Origin of the sequence: Diplocloster hominis (assembly GCF_032380655.1) — a bacterium.
In the GTDB taxonomy this organism is placed as follows: Bacteria; Bacillota; Clostridia; order Lachnospirales; family Lachnospiraceae; genus Diplocloster; species Diplocloster hominis.
On the sequence record NZ_JAWDIY010000022.1, the window covers coordinates 46751 to 70298 of the forward strand.

Annotated in this window: 19 protein-coding genes and 7 tRNA genes; 2 read left to right on the top strand and 24 right to left on the bottom strand. The window is 49.1% G+C overall.

All coding sequences use genetic code 11. From position 1 onward, the window contains the following. Nucleotides 1–3: 3 nt before the first annotated feature. A complete protein-coding gene (locus ABC831_RS18390) occupies nt 4–354 on the bottom strand; it encodes an Hpt domain-containing protein (protein ID WP_343249543.1) in 351 nt (116 codons plus the stop codon). 320 nt (nt 355–674) lie between these two features. Here ABC831_RS18390 and ABC831_RS18395 point away from each other — a divergent pair, with 320 nt between their 5' ends. After that, entirely contained in the window at nt 675–2492 is a 1818-nt protein-coding gene (locus ABC831_RS18395; RefSeq protein WP_343249544.1) for a putative bifunctional diguanylate cyclase/phosphodiesterase, read from the top strand. 133 nt (nt 2493–2625) lie between these two features. Here the strand turns inward: ABC831_RS18395 and ABC831_RS18400 are convergent. Together ABC831_RS18400 and ABC831_RS18405 are read right to left on the bottom strand one after the other, a co-directional pair. Then, nucleotides 2626–2705: transfer RNA gene (locus ABC831_RS18400), tRNA-Leu, on the bottom strand. A gap of 179 nt (nt 2706–2884) precedes the next feature. Further along, on the bottom strand, nt 2885–3466 hold the full coding sequence (locus ABC831_RS18405; RefSeq protein WP_343249545.1) for an HdeD family acid-resistance protein: 582 nt from the start codon (nt 3464–3466) through the stop codon (nt 2885–2887). 202 nt (nt 3467–3668) lie between these two features. Here ABC831_RS18405 and ABC831_RS18410 point away from each other — a divergent pair, with 202 nt between their 5' ends. After that, complete coding sequence (locus tag ABC831_RS18410) at nt 3669–4613, top strand: DUF4397 domain-containing protein (protein WP_343249546.1); 945 nt, start codon at nt 3669–3671, stop codon at nt 4611–4613. Between the two features lie 99 nt (nt 4614–4712). Here ABC831_RS18410 and ABC831_RS18415 read toward each other — a convergent pair whose 3' ends face one another. The 21 genes from ABC831_RS18415 to ABC831_RS18515 all read right to left on the bottom strand — a co-directional run bounded on the left by ABC831_RS18415 (nt 4713) and on the right by ABC831_RS18515 (nt 23007). After that, the gene (locus ABC831_RS18415; RefSeq protein WP_343249547.1) at nt 4713–5549 is read right to left on the bottom strand and encodes a hypothetical protein; all 837 of its coding nucleotides are present in this window, start codon (nt 5547–5549) and stop codon (nt 4713–4715) included. A 17-nt stretch (nt 5550–5566) separates the two neighbouring features. After that, a complete protein-coding gene (locus ABC831_RS18420) occupies nt 5567–10945 on the bottom strand; it encodes a fibronectin type III domain-containing protein (protein WP_343249548.1) in 5379 nt (1792 codons plus the stop codon). Between the two features lie 235 nt (nt 10946–11180). Beyond that, nucleotides 11181–11253, bottom strand: a tRNA-Lys gene (locus tag ABC831_RS18425). 91 nt (nt 11254–11344) lie between these two features. Continuing rightward, nucleotides 11345–11416 (bottom strand) — tRNA-Gln (locus ABC831_RS18430). A gap of 4 nt (nt 11417–11420) precedes the next feature. Beyond that, a tRNA-His gene (locus ABC831_RS18435) sits at nt 11421–11494 on the bottom strand. Between the two features lie 43 nt (nt 11495–11537). Further along, nucleotides 11538–11611: transfer RNA gene (locus ABC831_RS18440), tRNA-Arg, on the bottom strand. Between the two features lie 45 nt (nt 11612–11656). After that, a tRNA-Gly gene (locus tag ABC831_RS18445) sits at nt 11657–11727 on the bottom strand. Between the two features lie 12 nt (nt 11728–11739). Next, nucleotides 11740–11814: transfer RNA gene (locus ABC831_RS18450), tRNA-Pro, on the bottom strand. A gap of 85 nt (nt 11815–11899) precedes the next feature. Then, nucleotides 11900–12385, bottom strand: a complete 486-nt coding sequence (locus ABC831_RS18455; RefSeq protein ID WP_343249549.1) for a metallophosphoesterase family protein — start codon at nt 12383–12385, stop codon at nt 11900–11902. 13 nt (nt 12386–12398) lie between these two features. After that, entirely contained in the window at nt 12399–12995 is a 597-nt protein-coding gene (locus ABC831_RS18460) for an XTP/dITP diphosphatase (RefSeq protein WP_343249550.1), read from the bottom strand. A gap of 20 nt (nt 12996–13015) precedes the next feature. Further along, a complete protein-coding gene (locus ABC831_RS18465) occupies nt 13016–14725 on the bottom strand; it encodes a lectin like domain-containing protein (RefSeq protein ID WP_343249551.1) in 1710 nt (569 codons plus the stop codon). Next, on the bottom strand, nt 14722–15879 hold the full coding sequence (locus ABC831_RS18470; RefSeq protein ID WP_343249552.1) for a THUMP domain-containing class I SAM-dependent RNA methyltransferase: 1158 nt from the start codon (nt 15877–15879) through the stop codon (nt 14722–14724). Before ABC831_RS18470 ends, ABC831_RS18465 begins: the two co-directional genes overlap by 4 nt. Nucleotides 15880–15958: 79 nt before the next feature. Continuing rightward, complete coding sequence (yfcE, locus tag ABC831_RS18475; protein ID WP_343249553.1) at nt 15959–16501, bottom strand: phosphodiesterase; 543 nt, start codon at nt 16499–16501, stop codon at nt 15959–15961. Between the two features lie 63 nt (nt 16502–16564). Then, on the bottom strand, nt 16565–16870 hold the full coding sequence (locus ABC831_RS18480) for a rhodanese-like domain-containing protein (RefSeq protein WP_343249554.1): 306 nt from the start codon (nt 16868–16870) through the stop codon (nt 16565–16567). A 163-nt stretch (nt 16871–17033) separates the two neighbouring features. Continuing rightward, nucleotides 17034–17345, bottom strand: coding sequence for a hypothetical protein (locus tag ABC831_RS18485; protein WP_343249555.1), 312 nt, complete (start codon nt 17343–17345; stop codon nt 17034–17036). 317 nt (nt 17346–17662) lie between these two features. Continuing rightward, complete coding sequence (gene mgtE / locus ABC831_RS18490; RefSeq protein ID WP_343249556.1) at nt 17663–19012, bottom strand: magnesium transporter; 1350 nt, start codon at nt 19010–19012, stop codon at nt 17663–17665. A 392-nt stretch (nt 19013–19404) separates the two neighbouring features. Further along, nucleotides 19405–20040, bottom strand: a complete 636-nt coding sequence (locus ABC831_RS18495; RefSeq protein ID WP_343249557.1) for an HAD family hydrolase — start codon at nt 20038–20040, stop codon at nt 19405–19407. Between the two features lie 100 nt (nt 20041–20140). Beyond that, complete coding sequence (locus ABC831_RS18500; RefSeq protein WP_343249558.1) at nt 20141–21238, bottom strand: VanZ family protein; 1098 nt, start codon at nt 21236–21238, stop codon at nt 20141–20143. A 154-nt stretch (nt 21239–21392) separates the two neighbouring features. Then, on the bottom strand, nt 21393–21899 hold the full coding sequence (locus ABC831_RS18505; RefSeq protein WP_343249559.1) for an HAAS signaling domain-containing protein: 507 nt from the start codon (nt 21897–21899) through the stop codon (nt 21393–21395). A 180-nt stretch (nt 21900–22079) separates the two neighbouring features. After that, on the bottom strand, nt 22080–22571 hold the full coding sequence (locus ABC831_RS18510) for a EutP/PduV family microcompartment system protein (protein WP_158353069.1): 492 nt from the start codon (nt 22569–22571) through the stop codon (nt 22080–22082). Between the two features lie 58 nt (nt 22572–22629). Continuing rightward, complete coding sequence (locus tag ABC831_RS18515; RefSeq protein ID WP_158353070.1) at nt 22630–23007, bottom strand: BMC domain-containing protein; 378 nt, start codon at nt 23005–23007, stop codon at nt 22630–22632. Nucleotides 23008–23548: the final 541 nt, after the last annotated feature.

A 23548-nucleotide genomic window follows, 5' to 3' on the forward strand; every position in this document is an offset into this window, starting at 1 on the left:
CTGTTAATCGATCTGCTTCAGACACTGCAGGACAGCGTCATATTCCTCCTGCGCAATACGAAACAGCGGAGTAATCTTTTCATTTTCCCCTTCTCTGACCGCCATAACCATCTGTGCACATATTTCGCTCAACTTTTCAAATCCCAGATTCGCACTGACCCCTTTCAGGGTATGCGCACTGGTTTCTACTTTTCCATAATCATTCATTTCCACATTATTCTTTAATTCCTGAAAGGTCGGATCCTGAGGAAACTTTAACAAATATTTTTTTAACAGTCCTTCATTCCCTGAAAAACGATACAATATCTCATCATAAGGGAATCCTGCATCTAACAAAATCTCTTTTAATGCCATATTTTCCTGCTCCTTTCCCTGGATAGTCTGTTTTTATTTTACCTCACTTTTATATAAAAGTAAAACATATTCCTCACATTTCGTGAATTCCCATTCAGCCCCCATTCACCGTTCTAAAATGATTGTGTTTTACAGCGAATCATATTATAATAATTACATTATGTATAGCACTGTCCGTTGGGGTGCGGGGGGAATCGTTTTTGACCTGGAATATAGCAGCAGAAAGTATATCGATCGTTTTTTTGAGTATTATTTGGGGGTATTCCAGAAAAGGAAGCTTAATCCCCAGTTTGAAAAACAGATTTTTTCAGGCATGTTTTTTGACCACATTTTGTGCCATGATCACTAATATCATATCTACCCTTATGCTCCAGAACTACCAGGCCGTTCCTCTGTGGATGATTTGGCTGGTAACCACCGTATATTTTATTTTTACGCCTTTGATGGGGCTTATATATTTCTTCTATACGGCTGCTGTTATTTACGAGAACCGAAAAGGTCTGCCCAGGGTGATGGCGCTGACCAGCATCCCGAGTGTTGTTTATCTGTTTATGGTATTTTTGAATCCCGTTACGAAAAACCTGTTTGACATCAACAGAACCCATGGCTATATACAGGGTCCTTTGATTTCTAGTACTTATATTCTGTTTTATATGTACTGTATATTCTGTGTCGTTCTGGTACTTGCCAGAGGAAAGTGGCTGAATCTGTCCACTTACCGGATTCTCGCGGTATTTCCGCTGATCGCTGTCCTTGTTATTATCTTTCAGCAGTTCTTCCCCTCCATCATCCTGACGGGCTCTGCGGCCACCTGCGCGCTTTTGATCATTTACCTGTATCTGCAGAACAAGCAGATTTCCATCGACTATCTGACCAATATACCCAACCGTCAGGAACTCCTGCATATGATCGAACTGCTGCTGCACCGCCCGATTCGCCCGTCTTTTTCGATCATTGTGATTTCTCTGCGTGACTTTAAACACATTAATGATACGTACGGGCAGCAAAACGGAGATCAGTTTCTGCGTGCCATCTGCCTGTATCTGTCCTCCATATCAGATCCCAGGACACTCTATCGGTTCAACGGGGATGAGTTTGCTATTTTATCTAAAGATTCTTCCCGTGAAAAGCTTGTCCAGCTTACCTCGGCTATCCAGGAGCGGATGAAACTGCCGTGGGAAATTCCCGGGTGCCGATGCACCATCCCTGTGGCCATCGGAATCGCCCGCTATCCGGACAGTTCGAAGAACCTGGAGGGGCTGATCCATGGTATTGAATATGCTGTGTCCAGCGCGAAGTCTTCGAATAATGCCGGTATCTGTTATTGCGATCAGAAGATGCTGAATATAATTCAAAGGAAACATCAGGTAGTGGAAATTCTGAAAGAGGTCTGCGCCAACAACAGTTTTGAACTGTACTATCAGCCGATCCTGGATGTGAATACCGGACGCTATCTGTTTGCCGAGTCACTGATGCGGATCAACAATACACCGTTGGGGCCGATCTATCCGTCGGAATTCATTCCTTTGGCGGAAGAAACCGGCCTGATCGTGGAGCTCACCTATCAGATTCTGGACAAAGTATGCAAATTTATCAACCGTCTGGCCCAACAGCATATCGATATAGAACGGATTCATGTTAATTTTTCAGCCATACAGTTCTCACAGCCGGACCTGATCGAACGGGTCTGCGAGACGATTCTAAAAAATGGGACTCCCTACTCTAAAATTAAAATTGAGTTTACGGAGAGCGCCATTGCGGACAACCCTCAGGTGGTTTCCCATTTTGTGGACGAGATGCATCAACTGGGAATCCGGCTGGGACTGGATGATTTCGGTGTGGGATATTCCAATCTGGATACCGTCGTACATATTCCCTTTGACACCATTAAGCTGGATAAAAGTCTGGTCTGGTCGGCCACCGAGCAGGAGAAATCCGCGATCATGGTAAGAAATATTACCAAAACCTTCCTGGAATTAGGTATGAAGGTTCTGGCTGAGGGCGTGGAAACCCCGGAACAGGACGCTTTCGTCCGGGAGTGCGGAATTCATATGATCCAGGGATATCTCTATGCCCGCCCGATCACCGCCGGAGAGACCGAAGAATTCTTACGTTCTTCGTCCTGCCGGACCCCATAATACTGTGGTATATTCTGTACTGTCACAGTCTGTCCGATAAGCGCGCAGCACTGATATCCAACAAATACAGTAAGGGAGTCCGAAAATCGGACTCCCTTAACATCGTATACGTATGTCGTTTCGCTCACACTACTGCGGGCAACAGGACTTGAACCTGCACGGTCTCCCACTAGAACCTAAATCTAGCGCGTCTGCCAATTCCGCCATGCCCGCACAAAGCGCTATCCCGATAACGAACAGCGCCGCTTTGATATTATACCATCCTGTAACTGTAAATTTCAAGAGCTATTTTATATGTTTTTTACAATCACAGTGAAAACTTAAACCATGCTGCTGATCCCTTAACCTGATCAGATCCGTTCTTTTCATGCAATGGCTTTCGTTACCATTCCTTACTGGTTAAGTACATCATTCATGACTTCTTCCATCTTCTTGAATTCCTTCACCCGTTTGGATACACAATAAACGCTCCAAAAGCTGGCCGCGCCATCCGCGATCAGACAGATTCCTATCACGATCACGAAGGTTTTCATCGCACGGAACGGATTGATCAGGAGCAAAATCCCCAGTACGGCTACCAGTACGGACACCACCAGTGCGGTCCACCATTGGTCGTAACCGCCTTTTTTCAGCCCCAGCGCATTCTGGATCTTAATCACAGCTTCCATCAGGAAAAAGATGCCTACGATAACCGGAAGTATCGAAGCCACGATCGATGGCTTCGCCAGCGCGAAAATACCGAATACCAGACAGATGATCCCTACGAACAGGTCCAGCTGGAAGGTACGGAATTCTTTATTTATACTGAAATATCGAAACAGCTGTACCACTCCATAAAGAACGGTCATAATTCCAAAGAAATAGCAAACCAGCTTCAGAGACAGGGATGGCCAGATGATCAGCACCATTCCCAATACGATATATAAAATCGAAACCAGAACAAAATGCTTCTTAAAATCTTTTAAAATCTCCATTACACTTCCTCCTTCATGATCTCCCTCAGCTTCACGCATCCAGCGTTCTTTCGTTGGCTTCATCATACACTTTTTTGTGTCAAACATCAACTATTTGTCCAACACTGCGGACATTTTCCCCGGATTTTTTTCGCTGTCCCAGGAACCAAATATCTTTTTTTTCATATGATAATAGGAATACTATTATAAGGAGTCTATTTTTATGGAAGAGAATATGAATTACGAAGAAGAGATGCAAAACGAAGAAGAACGCAGAGTCGACCGACCAGTCCCACCGATCGCACCTGAGGGCGGCGCTCCCGTCTTTCCCGGCCCTGATGCAAATATCCCTGTCCCCCCCATTGCACCGGAAGGAGGGCAGCCTGTTGATCCGGGTTTCACGTTCCCGAATAACCCGTGGGAGAATATACCGGAGACTCCGATCGCGCCGGAAGGCGGCAGACCAGTAGCTCCCGGACCATTCCCCAGTTTCCCCGGGCCCATTCGTCCTAACCGTCCGGGCACCTGCCAGGTTCGTTTCCTGAATGCCGCAACCAATAACCTGCCCCTGAACATATCCATTGGCAACCGTATGGCCGCCAGTAACCTGCGCTTCGGAAATATCTCTTCTTATGAAACCATTTCCGACGGCTTCCGCCCCGTCACCATCGTCAGTGCGGTAGGCCCCCGCATGGTCTTCTATAATCAGACGCTGCCTTTTGTCGCAGGGGAAAAGATTACTATGGTAGTGATCGACTCTTCCAACGGCCTGGATCTCGTGCGCGTATCGGATCTGGGCTGCCAGAATATGCCGCGCAACACCGGCTGCTTCCGCATGGCCAATATGTCCTACAATAATTCGGCCTATGATCTGATGCTGTACGGCGGGGATGTGGTGTTTACCGACGTGCGCTTCAAAGAAGTTACTCCTTTCAAGCAGGCAAGGCCGGGGGAATATGAATTCTATATGACGAACACCGCCCGCTATGGAAATGTGCTGCGTGAGATCCCGGTCATCATCATCACCAATGCCCGGCCGCCTTATAATTCCGGCGAACCTCTGTTGTCCTTTGTGACTACCATCAACGCCGGCGAAATGTATACCGCTTATGTGATCGGAAATACCTGGTCTGCGTTCAATCTCAGGGTTGTGATGGTGCAGAATTAGGGAGAACGGATAGCTGTATATGCTAAATAAAATGCACCCCGGCTGTTATGGGTATATGGCTTTACCCAAAACAACCGGGGTGCATTTTATGATATGCGTTTATTTCTTTCTCTTCATGACGATCACGGCAGCGATTGCAGCCAGCGCCAGAACTCCGATCACGAGGTAAATGGCTATCGGATTATAGTCTCCTGTTGTGGCCGCGCTTACTGTGTGTGTCTGATCCGAAGAATTTTTGCCGGATGTGGTGGAGTTGTGCTTCGGATTTTCCGTTACAGACGGTGTTGTCTGGGGTGTTACGGTCGGAACCGGTGTATCCGTCGGCACCGGCGTGAGCGTGGGGGATGGGCTTGCCGTCGCCTGAGGCTCTTCGGTCGGGGCGGGACTTACCGTAGGAACCGGGCTTTCACTGGGCTTCGGATCAGCCGCCGCAGGTATGACTACGGTCGATGCCTCAGGCATCTGGTCAGCAGCCAGATCCTGAACAGCACGGGTATTTCCTGCGGTATTTAGTTTTTCCGGAGTAATCTTTAGATTTACACCGGCCTGATTTTCATCCGCCACTGTGATAACCCCCACCTCCAGCTCTGTCTGGCCTTCCTCCAACAGATACTCTCTTCCGGATACGATCAGATGGAGCAGACCGGTCTGGGCATCATAAGATGCATCATACACAAGGGCGCGGCTGCTGATCTGGTTGGAATAGACGAATGTTATGTCCTTCGCACTCCCTGCCGCTGCTTCCAGTTTCCATTCCATATCCAGGGACCGCATAGTTTCGTCCGTGAGATTCAGCAGGTTGATATGGATTTCATTTCGGTTGGTTACCTCGTATTGTACCGGACCTGTCCCGACGGTATCCGCATAAGCGGTCACCGGCACTGTGAATGTCAGTACGAGAAGAAGCACCAACATCATGATTACTCTGTTTTTCATTGATATTCTCCTTCCCTTCATTTCACTTGATTCTGCATCTGATACCGGGAGCCGGAACCCTGCAGTTCGATCTCCGGCAGGACCTCGGGCAGCTGGGTCCACAGTGTGTCGCTTACCAGTCTCTCACCCAGATTCGTGTTGGCATCATCCACCCGGTAAAGTTCAGCCCGTACTTTGAGGAGGCCTTCCTCCAGGACGGAATCCAGCTGACCGGGCTCAATATAATAAACCCAGTATCCGTTTTCTGTCTCTCCCAGCTCGCCGTGGGCCGGAACATCAGCAAATATCACCTGTACTCCCCCGATCAGTTCATCTTTTTGATTATATAGCTTCAGGGCATTGTAGGCCGGATTCCCTTTATAGCCGCCGGTAAAGATCAGGGAGCCTTTCGGGATCTTATCCCCTGTACTCTGATCCAGCACGTAATCGGCTTTTAATATGCCGATTCCTTCGCCGGTCAACTCCACATTATCGCCGGAAGGCCCTAATACGTCTACTTCTGAGACGGATACCTGCTTCTGGTTTTTGGCGGTCAGACGCAGATAGGAGGCATCATAGGTATAGAGCCAGCCGTCATTTTCCTTGTTAAAATAAACCACTGCCGTCCTGTTTTCATCCAGATCGAAGGTTCCGGTCTTCACCGTTTCCCAGTTCTGATTGTCTGCGCTTACCTGAATCTCGTAATTCCTGATTGGTGTTCCGTCCGTTCCTGCTGTGTACTTGAATCCGGCAACCGTAAACAGTTCCTGGAAATCAAGCGTTATCACAGCGTTTCCGCTTTTTACTGATCCGGTATACGTATTGCCATAGTCAAGATCGATCACTTTATGAACCGCCGAGATCACTCCGGGTTCCGGATTCTCATCGCTTCCTGCTTCTGCCGTATCTTCCTCAGAGGACATATTCGTCGCTGCGATCCAGTTCGTCTTGTCCAGGCTTCCGTCGTGGGAGATCTTAACCGGCTCAAGCGTTACCGGCTTCGTGGCATTCAGCCGCTTGTCGTAAGCTGTCACTTGATAGGTAAACACCCGGTTGTTCACTGTGGCGATGGTATCTGTATACTGATGCTGATCAGCTGTGACGAAGCCGATCACTTTACCGTTACGGCTGATTTCATAACCCAGCATGGACGACGTGTCCACGCCCTGCAGGCTGAGATTCAGCTTCACCTGGGCAGAGTTCCCCTCATGTTCCAGGGACGCCTGCACTGCCGCCTGACCGGCTGTTGAGGCATTCCCTTCGATGGTGTAGATTCTGGCCTCATCATTGATATACCAGATCGGCCGGGTCTCCTTCTCAAACTGTGCAGCGTAAGCCCTGGTCGCCTCATTGGGCACCATACCCCAGTGTTCAAAGAAGGAAAGCAGATTCTTCTGGGCGGCCGCGCAGGACAGGCGCATCAGATTGTTGTCCACGTCTTTTCCTTCCAGGGTCAGCATCACGCCTCCGGGCGCCGGAGCTATGGCTGTGTTACGGGCGTACGCGTCAACTCTGGCGAAGAACAGGTTTTTGAACTGCTCCGCATAATCCGTATAGGTCTTATAGTTATAATCCTTATCGTAGGCCAGATGCAGCTGCCAGTACATGCCCAATGCCGTAAACACATTGGAAGCTCTTCCTGTTGTGCCGGAAGTCACTTTCTCATATACATCCTCGTACCGGAAGCGGACGCTGTCATTGGTATCATGGGCCTGGGACAGCACGGAGAAATAGTTGTTGGTGATCTCCGCTATCGCATATTGTCCCTGATTGATTTCATGTCCGATCTCATGAGCGATACCCCAGCCGAAGAATCTTCCGCCGGACCACTTCCCGTTCTCCTCACTGACCAGGGAGGGGGAAGCAGACAGGCCGCTGACAGAGCCGAACTCTATCCCGATATGTTTCCCTCCGGCGTACATAAACGCGCCGCTGAACATTCTCATGTAACGGATATTCAGTCTGGTCACCGGAAGGTTGTTTTTATTGCCGTAGGCAGCCAGGAAGTCAGGATTGTTCTTCTGCTCCTGTGTATAGGTGCCCAGCCCTTTGTGCTGATAGAAGAGGTCTACCATACGCTCCATGGCGTCCATAGAGCGGTTCAGCTGCTGTGCCTGCTCCGCTGCCGTGCCTTTTCCAAGCCCTGCCAGAACCTGCGTGGCCGGTACGGACAGAAGCACCCGGTCCAGAACGATTTCCGTTGCGTTATTGATGCAATCCTGAGGCCGGTACGCAAAGTTACAGTTCGTACCTTCTTTTTCATGCTCCTGCAAATGTGTCTGTTCTAATCCGGCCGTGTAGGTATTCAGCTTCTCCACATATGCCGTAATCTTCGCCAGCCTGTCGGACTCTGATGTTTTCGACAGATCCAGCACCGGTATGGCCGTTCCTCCGCTCACCCGGACACTGTACTTCTCGTTTGCGTTGTTCCCCTTATATTCGATGTATAAGGAACCGCCCAATTCCATATTCAGGCTGGAGATCTGGGGAATGGTCACTTCATTCATTCCCACCTTCAGGGTTTCCACCACTGTTTTTGACCAGGCACTGGCTTCCGCGTGGTACTGGGTGGCCACCAGGCGAAGATTCGTGTTATTTCCGGCTTTCTTGCCGGCGCTTCCCACATAGACATTCAGCGTTTCACCGCTTCTGGCCACGACCCCAAGCGGCTGCCCGGAATTCAATCCGCCGGCAAATCCCGTATGGCTGTCATAGGCGGAGGATACCGCCGTATCGATGGACAGCGGCACATCCAAACCGGTATCGTTCAGAACCGCCTCCGCATTATCCAGTTCCCGCAGCAGCAGGTCTTTTTTCGGGTGCGGATCGCCGCTCACCGCGTCGGGCGCATTGACCCGGTCCCTCAGATCGTCCAGACTCTCAAGCGTAACCGAATCTTTCAGTATCATATGTAAATCATCCTGCCACAGAGCGTTGATCTCATCTTCTAACGGGCTGTATTCATAGAAATTCAGTTCCGATATCGTAACAGGATCCGCGTAATACCTGGTATAACGAACCCGGATCTTCTTCACGTCTGATTTGGGGAAGTTTACCTGAATGGTATTCGACGCCCCGGACACACCGGCAGTCGTTACCCCTTTACCGATATCGCCGCTTCCGTACACGGTCTGGTCCCCCTGCGCATTCCATACAGTTACCTGCCATTTCGAGAAGGAACCAAATCCTTCCCCCTGATAAGCGGATAGGATCAGATGATTCATCGTATATTCCCGGTCGAAGGTAACCGTCGCTCCCGCCAGCTGGGCATTGGAATTGGAGTAATAATAGGTATCATAATCGCCGTCCACTACCCAGGCCGGATCGAAGCCGTTTGGATACTCTCCCTGCAGATATCCGTCGGTAGTCACACTCTCAATATGACCGGTCAGCGCACTTCCCTCTTTCCGGCGGTTAATGAGCTGGTATCCGGTAACCTTCACCTGGCTATTCTTCGTGGTTCCCGTGTAGATAGCAGAAGCCTTACTGGTACCCACTTCATTGGTTCCGGTCAGATAGATCATATATTTTGTATTATTTTCCAGCTTACTCAGGTTATACGATGCTGTCTTTATTCCAGATACCGACTGATATTGGCTGTCACCGTCTTTCTTATAGTACAGGGTATAGGAGTCCGTATCTTTCATTTTCTTCCAGGAAATCTTTAACCCCCGGTACAGGCTGCCCACCGTTACATTCTCCGGAGGATCAGGCACCTTATTGGCTGTTGGAACCGCTTCTATGGATTCTGAGTAACCGCTGCGCCACTCATCATTGACAGACTGTACACTGATCTGATAAGCCACTTTATTCTCAAGCTTCTCATTATTTAATGCAGTGATCTTCAGACTGTTTTGCGCAGTGGAAAATACCTGGGATTTTTCCCCGCTGACTACTTTTACCTCATAGCCGGTCACATTGGTCTCACGGCTCCACCTGACCGTTATCTCCTGGCTTCCCGGTTCCGCGGTCAGATTCTTCGGAATATTCATCTGAGGCACCGGAATCCGGTCTTCCATCTGATTTAAAAATTCCACCTGGGCGATATCCGCCAGCTTCCTGCTGCTGGTATCCGTCACTTTGATCGTGATCTTTTTCACCGCGACCTGACTTCCCAGATTTACAACAATCGTTCCATCGGCCTCCATAACCGCTTCAGGCCCTAAAGACCGGGACCGGAAATAGGCGGCTTGGGCCCGAACCGGACAGGTAAGCGTACTGTCATCCTCCAGGACGAGCGTAATCTCCGCCTCCTGAATCCTGTTCTCAGAGTTCACCGGAGGATGTATCGCAAATCCTTCCATGACAGCAGAACCGGTCTCGATCTCCAGCTGAACCGGCTGTTCCGGGGTAATCTCTTCCCCGCCGTCACGTCCCATGCTCACAAACGATCCGTTATCGTCCAGAATATCCTTTAATTCGCCGTTTACCTTCACTTCCGGTTCCGTAATCTGCACCTGCATATCCGCAGTCAGAACCGACCGGTACGGCACTGCTTCCAGAGGGTCTGCCTGGTAATTGGCAATAAAATACTGAAGATCCGCCAGATCCACCAACTGATCCCCATTCAGATCACAGGCGCTGTCCGCATCCTGCCCTTTCATCGCAGATAGCAGCTTGTCCTTGTCCGCATCATCGATTTTCCCGTCTCCGTTCACATCCCCGTATCCGATCACTCCGGGATGTGCTTCCATGGTCCGGTAGGTATCGTCCAGTTCATGGCTGTTCATGAATGAAATACGGTATGAAAGCCCCTTCGTATCTAAGGAAAGCTGCTGGGTATAAGTTTCATATCCGGTTCCCCACAGTTTTAAACTGTATTTTCCCGTCGGTAACTGCCCGAATACGGCTGCCTGCTTCAGAACCGTACCGTCAGAAGCGATGGGCCCCAATGTTTCCTCGAGTGCTTCTCCCTGCTCGGGCTGTATGGATACCTTCAGCTCTTTCTTAGCTTCCGGCAACAGGAAACCTATTTCTACTGTTAATTCGCAGGTATTGTTAATCCCCGCGTTCATTGACGCGTCAGGAGCTGTCCCTTTCGGCGTACCGGCCGGCTGGCCGGTTTCGGTTTGGCCGGTTTCGGTCTGGCCGCCTTCGGTTAGGTTCCCTTCGGTCTGGCCGGTTTCGGTCTGGCCGGCTTCGGTTTGGCCGCCTTCCGGAGTAGCTGCAGGTAATCCGGCATCCGGCGTGGCAGCCGGTGTACTCTCCGGTGTCTTAATCGGCTGCGCTCCTGCTGGAGTTTCACTGGGCTGCGCTCCTGCTGGAGTTTCACTGGGCTGCCCATCCATCGGGCCACCCTGCACCGCTTCTGTCTGCTTCCCCAGTGCCTCCGGCGCTGCAGACGCATAAGCCGGCGCGCCGGCGAACAGCTGCAGTGAACATTGCAGCACCAGCATCCAGGCTATAATCTTCCTCAAATCCCTCATTCCTTTCCCTCATTTACTGATAATTCGAAAAAACAGTGTTCTAATGAACACCGTTCATACGTTCTATACTACCATTTTTTGACAATACCTGTCAATCAGCAATCACACTGGAGTCACACTTTTTTAGACTGTCATAAATCCCCTTCTTTTCCGCCGCAATGCGGTTCCGCCGGGCGCACTAAAAAGTACCGGAAACCAAAAGGTTACCGGTACTTCTCTCCGCAACTGAGGCATCGGGGATTCGAACCCCGGACAACTTGATTAAAAGTCAAGTGCTCTACCAACTGAGCTAATACCCCATACATGATTCATCAAATTCAGGCAGGCTTACCACGGAAGGCACAGATCACACATTCCCAACTTACATTCTGTAAGCGGCAACCCTGCAAACTGGGCTAGCTGGATTCGAACCAGCGAATGCAGGAGTCAAAGTCCTGTGCCTTACCGCTTGGCGATAGCCCATTAAGGTGGATACAGGGATTCGAACCCTGGGCCTCCAGAGCCACAATCTGGCGCGCTAACCAACTGCGCTATACCCACCACATAGTATATACCATTTGCCAAGTTTGATACTTAACAAAAACGTGCCTGAAGGGATTCGAACCCCCGACCCACGGCTTAGAAGGCCGTTGCTCTATCCAACTGAGCTACAGACACTTATGCAATTATGGGAAATCTCTTTCCCCGCTGAAGGATCAGCGAAGCAGGTGATGGGAATCGAACCCACGTATCTAGCTTGGAAGGCTAGTGTTCTACCATTGAACTACACCTGCATGTCCTGTTTATCGGGGTGACAGGATTCGAACCTGCGACCTCCTGGTCCCAAACCAGGCGCTCTAGCCAAGCTGAGCCACACCCCGCAATGATCATACCCGCGCCCGACCGTGACGCAAGATATATTATATTATAAGGATTTTTATCTGTCAACCATATTTTACAAATTTTTTATTTTAAATAATTAATGGTAAAATGCGCATCCCCATGCGTGTCCAGATCCATGATGACGTAGCTGGGACGCCTCCCTTCCTGCCTGGGATAGGACAGACTTCCCGGGTTAACCGCTATGACATCTTTGTCAATATCCACCAGCGGCCGGTGGGTATGTCCGAACATCACGATATCCATCCCACGCCCCCTGGCTTCCTTCTTTATCCCTTCCGCATCCACCGACACATAGTAATAGTGCCCGTGAGTCAACAGAACCTTATACCTGCCGATCTCGATCTCTTTTTCTTTCTCCAGATCCGAGAAGAAGTCATTGTTCCCGGCAATAATCTCCACCGGGCATCCGGCGTGTTCCGCGATATACTCCTCGCTTCCTTCCGCATCCCCCAGATGGATCAGCAGGTCGATGGGACTCACCTTCTTAATTACCTCCAGCAAATTTCCATTCTGTCTGTGCGTATCGCTTACGATCAGGATCTTTTTCACGCACGATTCCTCCTTATTTTAACAGATCTTTTAATTTTTCTTTCATTTGGCGCAATGCTTTTCCCCGGTGACTGCACTCATTCTTCTGTTCCATCGTAAGCTCACTGCTGGTACAGCCATATTCCGGCAGATAGAAGATAGGGTCGTAGCCAAATCCGTTGGCCCCTTTTTCCTCATAACCGATTCTTCCCTCCATCGCCGCCCGGGTGGTGAGGATTGTCCCATCCGGGAACGCCGCCGCTATGACACAGACAAAACGCGCGGTGCGCTCTTCGTCCCGGACACCCTTTAACCGGTCCACGATCATCCTGTTCTTAATATGGTAGGAAGTGTGCTCCCCTGCATATCTGGCTGAGTAGACACCGGGCTCCTTGTTCAGGTAATCCACCTCCAGGCCGGAATCATCCGCCAGAACCAGCTGACCGGTCAGCTGCATAATCGTCCTGGCTTTGATGACCGCATTCTCTTCGAAAGTATCACCGTCCTCCACAATATCCACATGAATTCCCGCGTCCTTCATGGAAAGAATCGGAATGTCCAGATCTTTGAGTATCTCCCGTATTTCTCTCATTTTTCCTTCATTGCCGGTAGCAAAAATAATTTTCTCCATCTCGTAGTCCTCTTACTTTCTTATTCCATGTTGTCCGTATATGCTTTTAAGCAAAAATTACATTGATAGTTTTCTTCCAGTGAATCCCAGGTACTTCCATATAAACTAATATATCCTTCTCCGTCCGACAAGTCAACGTCCATTGTGACATCATCCGCCGGATATTCGATGGCAATGGGGTGAATGGAGTTGGGCGTCTTTATCTTGACCACAACGGCAAACGGCTGGCCGGGCGTCAGATCCGCAGGGGTATCCAGCGGAATCGTATAAAAGCCCGCGTTACAGATATACCCGGACTGGATGTACTCCCTCTGGTTCAGGGAATCCGGACCCTGAAAATCACGCACTACGGAAATCTCATATTCCGTGTCCTTCCCGGTCGCGTAAAATCCCACTGCCTTCAGCCGCTGTGCTCCCTTAGCCTGATAGACATTGGCAAAATAGGCAGTATCGGAACCGTAACCAACCTGACCGACCCAGCCGCACAGATCGGACTGGTACAGATGATCATAATTGTCGGGCTCCTCCACAGACGTGTAGACTACATTGTGCATCCCGATATTGGTATCATAATAGGAGACATAGAACACACCATCGTCCCCAAATTCCTCTCCCCAGCTGTTCTGGCAGATAAACGCGCCGTTTCCTTCCAGCTCAGTATTGAAATTCTCCTTTGGATAGTTATCATCCCACCCGATAATCACGATATCGTGGTTCGGTTTCTCGGTCCCTATATAGCAGTAAGCGTAATTCTTCTGATTATAATACATGGAACGGCTGGCGGAACCGGTAAGCGACGTGTAGAGGGAGGACTGAACCCCTCCGTATTTATAGACCGCTTCCTTAATCCGCTGGAAATCCTTTCCCTCTATAATCTGGATCTCCTGTACATGCTTCACCGCATCCAGGCCTTCCGGCGAGTACCCATCCCCATAGGGATCATCCTGTTCCAATACCGGCCCCTGCCACGCGCTCAGGTAAGCCATGGCCATGGTGTATTCCCCGCCGGAATTCTGGTCTCCGCAGAAGCTGTTCTTCAGGCTCATATGATCCGGTGAAAACTGCAGATTCTCTTCCGGTAAAATCGAGGAGGACAGTGCTGTCAGGGATGCAAACGCCCAGCAGGTCCCGTATTTCCCCTGATCGATCACAGCCGGCTTACGCCCCTTCTCCCGATAGTCATAGGCATATGGAATCGTGGGCTCATCCGGCTTCTGATTCACCAGCAGAGCCTGATTATCCTGTACATTCCACTGATAGGAATAGTTCAGTCCTTCCGCCACCTGTTCCAGGGAGACATAATAATTCCCGTCCTGCTGCACCATCGAAGTGGTAACCGGCACTTCGTTCTGATTCCGGTACATAACATCAGAATTCAGTAGAAACTCCAGTTCCACCGCATTCTTCTCCACCACCAGCTTATTCCGGTCATAGAGATTCACAGCACAATGAAAGCTGTTGGTAATGGCAGTAACCGGCAGCATCAGATTCTTATCCTGATCCATATACAGTTGTTCATCATCCCGCAATTTCATTTCCTTGCTGTCCACGATTAACGCGACCGGCTTGCTGTTGACACTTCCGGCGATCAGCGGATTCCAGGTTGCCTCATCCAGATCCGCCTGCTGATTCGGTTCCACCGCTTCCACGCCGGTAAAAGGTACAGCCTGCACATACAGCAGCAGCGCGATGATGATCATGAAAAACAGATACGCTTTTTTATGTCTCAATTGATCCCCGCTTCTCTCCTTGGAGGCTTCGGCCCCAGAAACTGGTAATAATATGTTTTCAGCATTCCGTTATAGATCTTCCGGTTCTTGTCTGCCTTTCTGCCCATATATTTCTCGATGTCCTCATAACTGGTAATAATGTAGGCAGACCAGGAATCCAGCCTTTTATACGCCTCGCCAATCTGGGAATACAGAGCCGGAAGATTTGCTCTCTCCTCAATTCTTTCCCCATAAGGCGGATTGGTAATCAGAAATCCGTATTTTTTCGGATGATTCAATGCGCTGACAGGCCGTTCCTGAAAATGGATCAGATGATCCACGCCGGCTTCCCGGGCATTCTCCCTGGCGGATTTTACAATCGCCCCGTCGATATCATAACCCTGGATATCCACATCGATATCGTCCCTGATCAGGTCGTTGGCCTCATTCACCGCCTCATACCAGGCCTTCTTCGGAATCAGATTCATCCAGGCCTCCGCCGTAAAGGACCGGTTCATACCGGGAGCGATATTCGCGGCCATCAGTGCCGCCTCAATGGGAAATGTCCCGCTCCCGCAGAATGGGTCCACCAGTATCCTGCTCTTATTCCACGGTGTGAGCATAATCAGCGCTGCGGCCAGCGTCTCCGTCAGAGGTGCCTTACTGGTCAGCTGCCGGTATCCCCGCTTGTGCAGGGAGGTTCCCGAGGTGTCGATTCCCACGCAGACCTCGTCCTTGTATAAAAATACCCGAACCGGATATTCCGCCTGATCTTCCGGGAACCATTCCACATGATAGGACTGCTTCATCCGCTCTACCATCGCTTTTTTCATAATGGACTGGATATCAGAAGGGCTGAACAGTTTACTTTTGATCGATGATGCCTTCGTAACCCAGAACTTTCCATCCTGGGGGATATAGTTTTCCCATGGAATGCTTTTGGTGCCCTGAAACAGCTCCTCAAATGTCCCAGCCCGAAAGCTGCCGACCTTCAACAGGACACGCTCCGCCGTTCTGAGGAAAATATTCGCCCTGGGTATCGCGGCGATATCCCCGTAAAATGTGATCCGTCCGTCTTCCACACAGCTGATGTCATAACCCAGATCCTGCAGTTCCCGTTTTAAAACTGCCTCCAGGCCAAAATGGCAGGGGGCAACCAGTTCTATTTTTTCCATTTATTCCTCCAGAGGTACTTAATGATTCTTCCTTTATCGCTTTCCTTTTTATTTCATATGATTCCTGCTCAGGCCCTCTTCATACTTCCAGGCTCATTATTCTCTCTTCCCCAAAGCCTTTGATCGTAAATAAGCCATTTTCTAAAATGCCATAGGTTTGGATGTTGTCCTCTTTCGGCAAAGATACAGAGCCTGGATTCAGCAGAACATAGTGTTCTCTTTTCTTCGCCTTTAAAACATGGGTATGGCCTTGTATAAAGATATCGCCTTCCTTAAGCGGAGGAAGATTGTCTTTATTATAGACATGCCCATGGCTTGCGTAGATCGTGCGGTTTCCCTCCAGTATAATGCCGTAATCAGCCATAATCGGGAATTCTAACACCATCTGATCCACTTCCGCGTCACAGTTGCCTCTGACCGCGCATATCTCATTTTTAAATCCATTCAGCAGAGATATAACCTGCTTCGGCGCATAATCTCTCGGCAAATCATTCCTCGGCCCATGATAAAGCAGGTCGCCCAACAGGATCAGGCGATCTGCCTTTTCTTTTTGATAGGCTTCCAGCATCTTTTTACAAAAATATGCAGAGCCGTGAATATCAGATGCGAACATCAATTTCATTTGTATTTTCCTCCAAACTGCTTATCTCTATATTATAGGTACTTCAAAAACATGTCAATCTTTTCATTCAGTTTCCAGATACCTGCCCCGGTAGGCCAGAATGCCTCCAACCACCGTTTTCACATGATATCCTTCATCCCCCAGATGTTTGGCAGCCATCAGGCTGATTCCGCCTCTCTCACAGTACAGAATCAGCGTATGGCTGCCGAAGGACCCTTTATAACGATCCAGTTCCTCATATGGTATGTTATAGGCGCCCCGAATATGCTCATTCCGGAACTCTTCCCTCTCGCGCAAATCTATGATGAAAACTCCGGGTTGGCCGACATAACTGTCGATGGCCTTAGCCGGAATTGTTTCAAAGCCCATATAATCACCTTTCTTCCTTATTATAACATATCATATTCATGGGGACGAACAGCAGTGAATGTTAGCAGCTGATTGATACAGAAAAAGATCTGCCGCGGTACGCTGGTCCCTGCGGCAGATCTTTTTCTTTACCTTCAGTCTTACAGAAAGCTGCTAACAGATATTAGCAGTTGCTGGACTTATCCTGATAGTTGTTTTTGTTCTGGTTCTTGTTCTGGTTTTTGTTTTTCTGATTGTTCTTGTTGGCATTGGAGCTGCTGTTGTTGTAATCATCAGAAATGTTGCTGTAGCTGTTAGAGCTGCTGTTGTTGTAGTTGTTGTTGTTGGAATTGCTGTTGTTGGAATTGCTGTTGTTGTAGCTGTTGTTGGAGTTGCTGTTGTTGGAGTTATTGCTGTTGTTATTGGTGCTGTTAGAATAGTTAGAATAGTTTTGTGTGCTGTTCTTGGAATTGTTCTGGTTGTTATTTCTTTCCATGATATCTGCCTCCTAAGGGATTAATATATTTACAAACACTATTATCCCACAGAAGAACAGATTTATACGATCTCAAAACAGATTCCAGAATACGGTAGATTCGGATAATTTCGGGAATTTTCGATTTTTTATTGCAAATTGAAAAAGAATATATTATAATCGAATAGTAAAAAAATTTACCCTTCAAAGATTTTTTTACATTTATAACCCCTTATTTAATTATTTATACTCCCCTCATCGAACGACCTGGTGGCTCCCCCACCAGGTCGTTCACTTGTTTTGTATTTCTGCCGTTTTCCTTTGATTTATTCCACTTTTCAAAGCTTCAGCAGCCGTTGTGCCACGTTAAAATAGATCACCAGCGAGCAGGCATCCACGATCGTCGTAATCAGCGGAGCAGCCATAATCGCAGGATCTGCTTTGACCGATTTCGCCACAATCGGGAGAATGCCGCCGATCGTCTTAGCTACGACAACCGTAGCTAACAGCGCAAACGCGACGGTTAAAGCGATCAGTTCATTTCCCGGATACATGATCACCAGCCTTACAAAGTTGACCGCGCTGAGCACCACCCCCACGATGAAACTCACCCGCAGTTCTTTCCAGAGCACCTTCAGGAAATCCCCCGGACGGATCTCACCGACCGCCATACCACGGATCACCAGCGTACTGCTCTGACTGCCCGCATTACCGCCGGTGTCCGTCAGCATCGGAATGAACGTCACCAGCAGAGGCAGCGCCGCGAAAGACGCCTCATATTTACCGAGAATCCCGCCTGTGATCATTCCGGAGACCATCAGCACCAAAAGCCAGACGATCCGGTTCTTCGCCAGCTCAAACACATTGGTTTTCAGGTAGGGCCGCTCCGACGGAGCCATGGCGGCCATTTTTTCAAAATCCTCCGTGGCTTCCTCTTCCATAACATCCATGACATCATCAACGGTGACAATGCCTACCAGACGATTTTCGTGATCAACCACCGGCATGGATATAAAATCGTAGCGCATCATGCGCTGCACAGCCTCTTCCTGATCCTCTGTCGTCCGGGCCGTGATCACATCCCTTTCCATCAGATCACCGATCACCGTATCATCCGGGGACAGCAGTAGTTCCTTGACCGTCACCACCCCTTCCAGGCAGCGTCTGCCGTCGGTGACGTAGCAGGTGTAGATCGATTCCCGATCCTCTCCGATTCTGCGTATGCGGTTGATGGCATCACTGACCGTCATATTTTTCTTCAGATCGATAAATTCGGCGGTCATAATACTGCCGACGGAATTTTCCGGATAATTCAAAAACTGATTAATCAGATTCCTGGTCTCTGGCTGGGCGTTTTTCAGCACCCGCTTGACTACGTTGGCCGGAAGCTCTTCCAGCATGTCCACAGCGTCATCCACAAACAAATCTTCCACGATGGCCCCGAGCTCCTCATCCGTGATCGATCGGATGATGATCTGCTGTGTTTCCGGCGGAAGATTGGAGAACACCTCCGCCGCCAGTTCCTTGGGCAGCGTCCGAAAGACGACCGCCGCCTTATCCTGGGGCAGGTTCTCGATAAAGTCAGCGGTGTCCACCTCGTTCTCTTCAGCCAGCGCCTCTCTCAAGCTCCGGTAATCCCTCTTTTCCAGATACCGGTTCAGCATTTCAAAATCATATTCTTTTTCCATTGGTCCATCCTCCTGTCTTAAGTTTACAGCGAGGAAGCATCCAAACAGACAAAAACCGTATGAAAATACTGCCGCAAAGCAACACTTTCATACGGTGACATTCAGGACAGGGCATACTTACCGCCCGGTTCAGGGGAATTCTCTATGCACGCAGAAAAATAAGCGGCATAACGGTATTTCTCTTATCCCACAAGTGAATGTCACTGTCCATTTCGCAACTTCGTCCGCATATGTCCACTTATTTTTCCTCCCTTTTTTCTTTTATCAGACTTCCATAGTATGCCAGAAATCCGGAGTTGTCAACTCCATTTTGTTCCCTTTTCCCCCGTCCCAGATTCCAACCGGGCGCTCCTGCCTTAGCACCTGCCTGGTTATTATGTACAGATGAGGTTTTATTTTAACAGATCTGGTGTGATTTCCAGTATGTCTGTTATGATTTTATCGGCCGCTGTGACATCCTGGTTGAATCTTGTATCTGCTTTTCCTATTACGTACATGCCTGCACTTTTGGCCGCTGTAATACCGTTGTGGGAATCTTCGATTACGATGCATTCAGAAGGGGATACGTCAAGCGCTGCTGCGGCTTTCAGGAAAATTTCAGGATCGGGCTTTCCATTTACCACCTCATCTCCACAGACCAGCGCGTGAAAATAGGTAAGAAGGCCGCATTCGCTTAGCACCTGCGTGACGGTCTTTCTTATGGTGGATGAGGCCAGGCCGATCTTACAGCCTGATGTTTTCAGGTATTCGAGAAGCTCTGGTATTCCTTTATTCAGGATCTCTTTGTAGTGAAATGGTATTTTATTTTTATAAATTTGGTAGGCAGCTCTTAATTCATCCGGTGAGGTTCCAGGGTTGAGCTCGGCCACTTTAGCCCACATAGTTGTCATCGACCCTCCGACGAAGGTTTTTCGGACCGGTAAAGGTACATACAGCCCCTTCTCGTCAAAAAAACCACCTTCCAGTTTCGCGTAAATCGGTTCGCTGTCTATGATTACTCCATCCATATCAAAAATAACTGCTCTCATAAGTTGCTTCTCCTCCGCCCTTTTCGGAAATATAATAAAAACCGGTATAATAAAAACCAGCTGCTTTTTGTATTGCAGACTGGTCTTTATTATACTATGCTTAGGCTGGCAATAGCCATGTTTTTTCATGTTTTTCTTTTTCTTTTGTTCGTTCCCCTACGGTGCTGACGCACTGCGTTCGGCTGATTCGCTCGTGGAGCAGCAGTCTCGGCTTTTCCCGGTAACCGGTGCATACATCGAAGATATATCCGCAGAGCCAGATCACCGGTAATGGGATGAGGATGAAATAGAGCAGGCCGGAGCGGATCGCATACTGATACAGGGCAGGTTTTCGTCCATTCCTTCCGGTTATCCGGATTCGGCAGACCCACTTGCCGGGAGTATATCCGTCAGTGGCCCACGGGATCAAGATAAAGTAACCGGCGATCACCAGCGCGTAGACAATGCCGGGAACCACAACCAGGATCGGGATCAGAAGCGGAACCGCGGTCATACACAGCATCAGAAGGATGCCGATCAGCAGCCAGTCCAGAAGAAATGCGGCAAATCTCCGGCAGCAGGTTACGATTCTGCCTTTGAGATAAGCCTTCTGATCCAATTGTTCCCTGGACGGAAGTAATCTGATTAACAGAGGCGCCGCTGCGTATCCCAGCATACCTCCCGCCGTGTTCAGCATCAGATCATCCACATCAAAGAGCCTGTAACCCCGGGGATATATTCCATACAGCCCGCTAAGCTGTGTGAATTCAAAAAACAGGCTTACCAGAAAGCTGATCACTACCGTTTTGACTAAGCCGCAGCGGAAATAATACCGAAGATAAATTCCAAACGGCAAGAACATGAATATGTTACAGATTACCTGTAAAAAGCAGTTCTGGGTGAGCGCCGGCAGATACGTAGCCGGATTCGTAATCGTAAGCTTCGTCTCTCTTAAAAAATCTCTGACAAACTGAAACGGCAGCAGCTGAACCGAAGGCCCGGTATGTCTGGCCACCTCATCAACCGGCGGCAGGGGCAGGATCACCAGAAAGTACATGCAGAGCAGATATAACAGGAAGGAATATAAAATGACGGTCCTTAATAAGGGAATCGCGCCATACCTGCGGTATTGAACTATCATATAGGGAAATGTCAGGAAAGCGGCCAGCAGCGGAAACACCGCCAGAGCCGTCCGTATAGGAATCCAATAAGCTTCCATCAATCACACCACCTTTTCTTGATGATAGAATCATACCAAAAAGGAGAAATGAACCGCCATAATTATGGCTTACATTTCTCCTTTTAAGCTTACACTTTTGTAAGCTGATATTTATCTGACCGGTTCCGCCCTGCTAAACCTCTGATCCCGCACCCTACCGGCCGCTGCTGCCCCGTATCACCCGATAAATAATATAGATGATCAGAAGCGGAACAAGGATCGGAAACAGGAAAGAGATCAGGCCTGTAATCATGGAAATCACCAGAAAAACGGCCAGAACGATTACCACTGCGATCAGCGCTTTCTCAAACCACGGGCGCTTCGGCTTATCATACCGCATATTCCAGCCATTCCCGTTAAACTCTGCCCGGAAGCCCCTGTCGGAATTGCCGCTGGCTTCCCCGGATTCCTCCTGGTAATAACCGCTTTGCGGACCGGCCTGCTGGTAAGAACTCTGTCCGCCGCCGGATGTATCAATAATCGTGCGGGCAATTAATCTGGGATCTCCCAGCCCGTCCAACACATCCTCTTCCCTTCTTCCCTTTTTCATTTCATCTGAAATATATCCCTCATAATAACTCAAGTTATCCCGTATCACCGACGGTGCTACTTCACCGTTCAACGCGGTTCGCAATCCATCTAAAAATTCCTGTCTGCTCATGTATTTCCTCCGTGGACTTCCATTCCTCTGTTCCTTCATTGGCATGCACGGTTCTCTTCCGTACCACTTCCAGCATTTCAGGAACATTCTAACATATTATCTGCCACTTCGTAAACAAAAATCCGCCACCCGGCACATTATTCTTCTGAAAAATAAAAATCCATATCCTAACCGCACACACTACTTCGTAGACAAAACCACCCGCGGCCGTTCCGCCTCTTCCTGATCCCAGGGCAGCACGTCACCGTCCTCCCTTAAATACTCCAGGATCTGCCAGATCCCCTCACCAGTATACGCACTGACCCGAAACACCTCTTCGCACCCCGACAGCCTCAGCCAATCCTCTGCCCGGTCCGGATTCGCGTCCGGATGATCGATCTGTGTAACGATACCGATCACCGGCCTGGCAGAAGAAGCCGTCACGCAGGGAGGAAACAAGGAATACGGTTCCTGTGCCCCGATCAGCAGTCCCACCACATCCGCTTCATAAGAATACAGCGCCAGAGCCCTGCCCAGCCGGTTCGTCTCCGCATATTCTCCCGGCGTATCAATCACCACATCATAATGATTGATATACTGTGTTTTATGATAATGAATCTTATCCCCTTTTAAAGCCTGACGCAGCGTTGTCTTTCCACACTCGCTGCGCCCCATAAGAATTATTTTTTTCATAACCGCTCATCAATCCTCATAATCTAAGACCTCATACACAGATCCAACCACCCGTACATCAAGTACGTGTAACTTCACAAATAGTAAATCCCAAAGTTTCTTTCAGATAATCCGTAATCGCATGAATCGCCGTCTCCACCTCAGCCACCCTGCCGGTAAAAATAAGCGTCCCGCTGAACCGGTCAATAAACCCCAAATCGATATTCGCCTTTTTCACAGCCAGATCCCCAGCGATCACCGAAATCTCCGCCGGGCTCATACTCAAGATACCGATCGCAGCTTTCCCATAGTCTATACTGGGATCCAGCCCCAGCTTTTTATAAACGATCGGGTCCGGACTAGCGATCACATGAGCCAGCGTAACCTGTTTCCCCGGCACCAGTTCCTGGACAATCCTCAACTTTTCTTCCCCTGACATCCGATTCACAAAATCCATACGATCACCTCAAAATTACCTCAAAATAAATTATCTCTTAAATCTATAGTTCTATATTATTTGCCTGCGCTATACTAATCAGTTGTTTTTAGCCAGATCTATAATATTTTGTTCTACTAATTAGTTAGCTCTATACTAATCATCTGTATTTGTATAAATCTGTACTAATCCTCTCTATAATACAACATAACCCAACAAAATACAATAAGAATCCAATATTTCAGCAATCATTTAAATGATTATTTTTAGTAGCTTCTAAATTTATCCCCCCACCAAAGCCCTCACCAAAGCAGGGAAGCGTCCGGGCGGCCTTTTCCTCCCGGCGGGGCTGTCCAAAAGTCTGGGCGCAGCCTTGCCGGAGGGCCGCTTTGTACGGTCGTGCCCTATGGGGGGCCCGGCAGGGCGGGAGGTGTCTATTGCCCGCTTCCTCACATAAGGCGCCCGTGTGAAATCTTAATGAAATCGGGCCGGCAGGTTTGTGGCGAAAGACTGCGTTCCGTGCAGTCTTTCGGTGGCTGCTGAGCCGCGAATGCATCCGGCA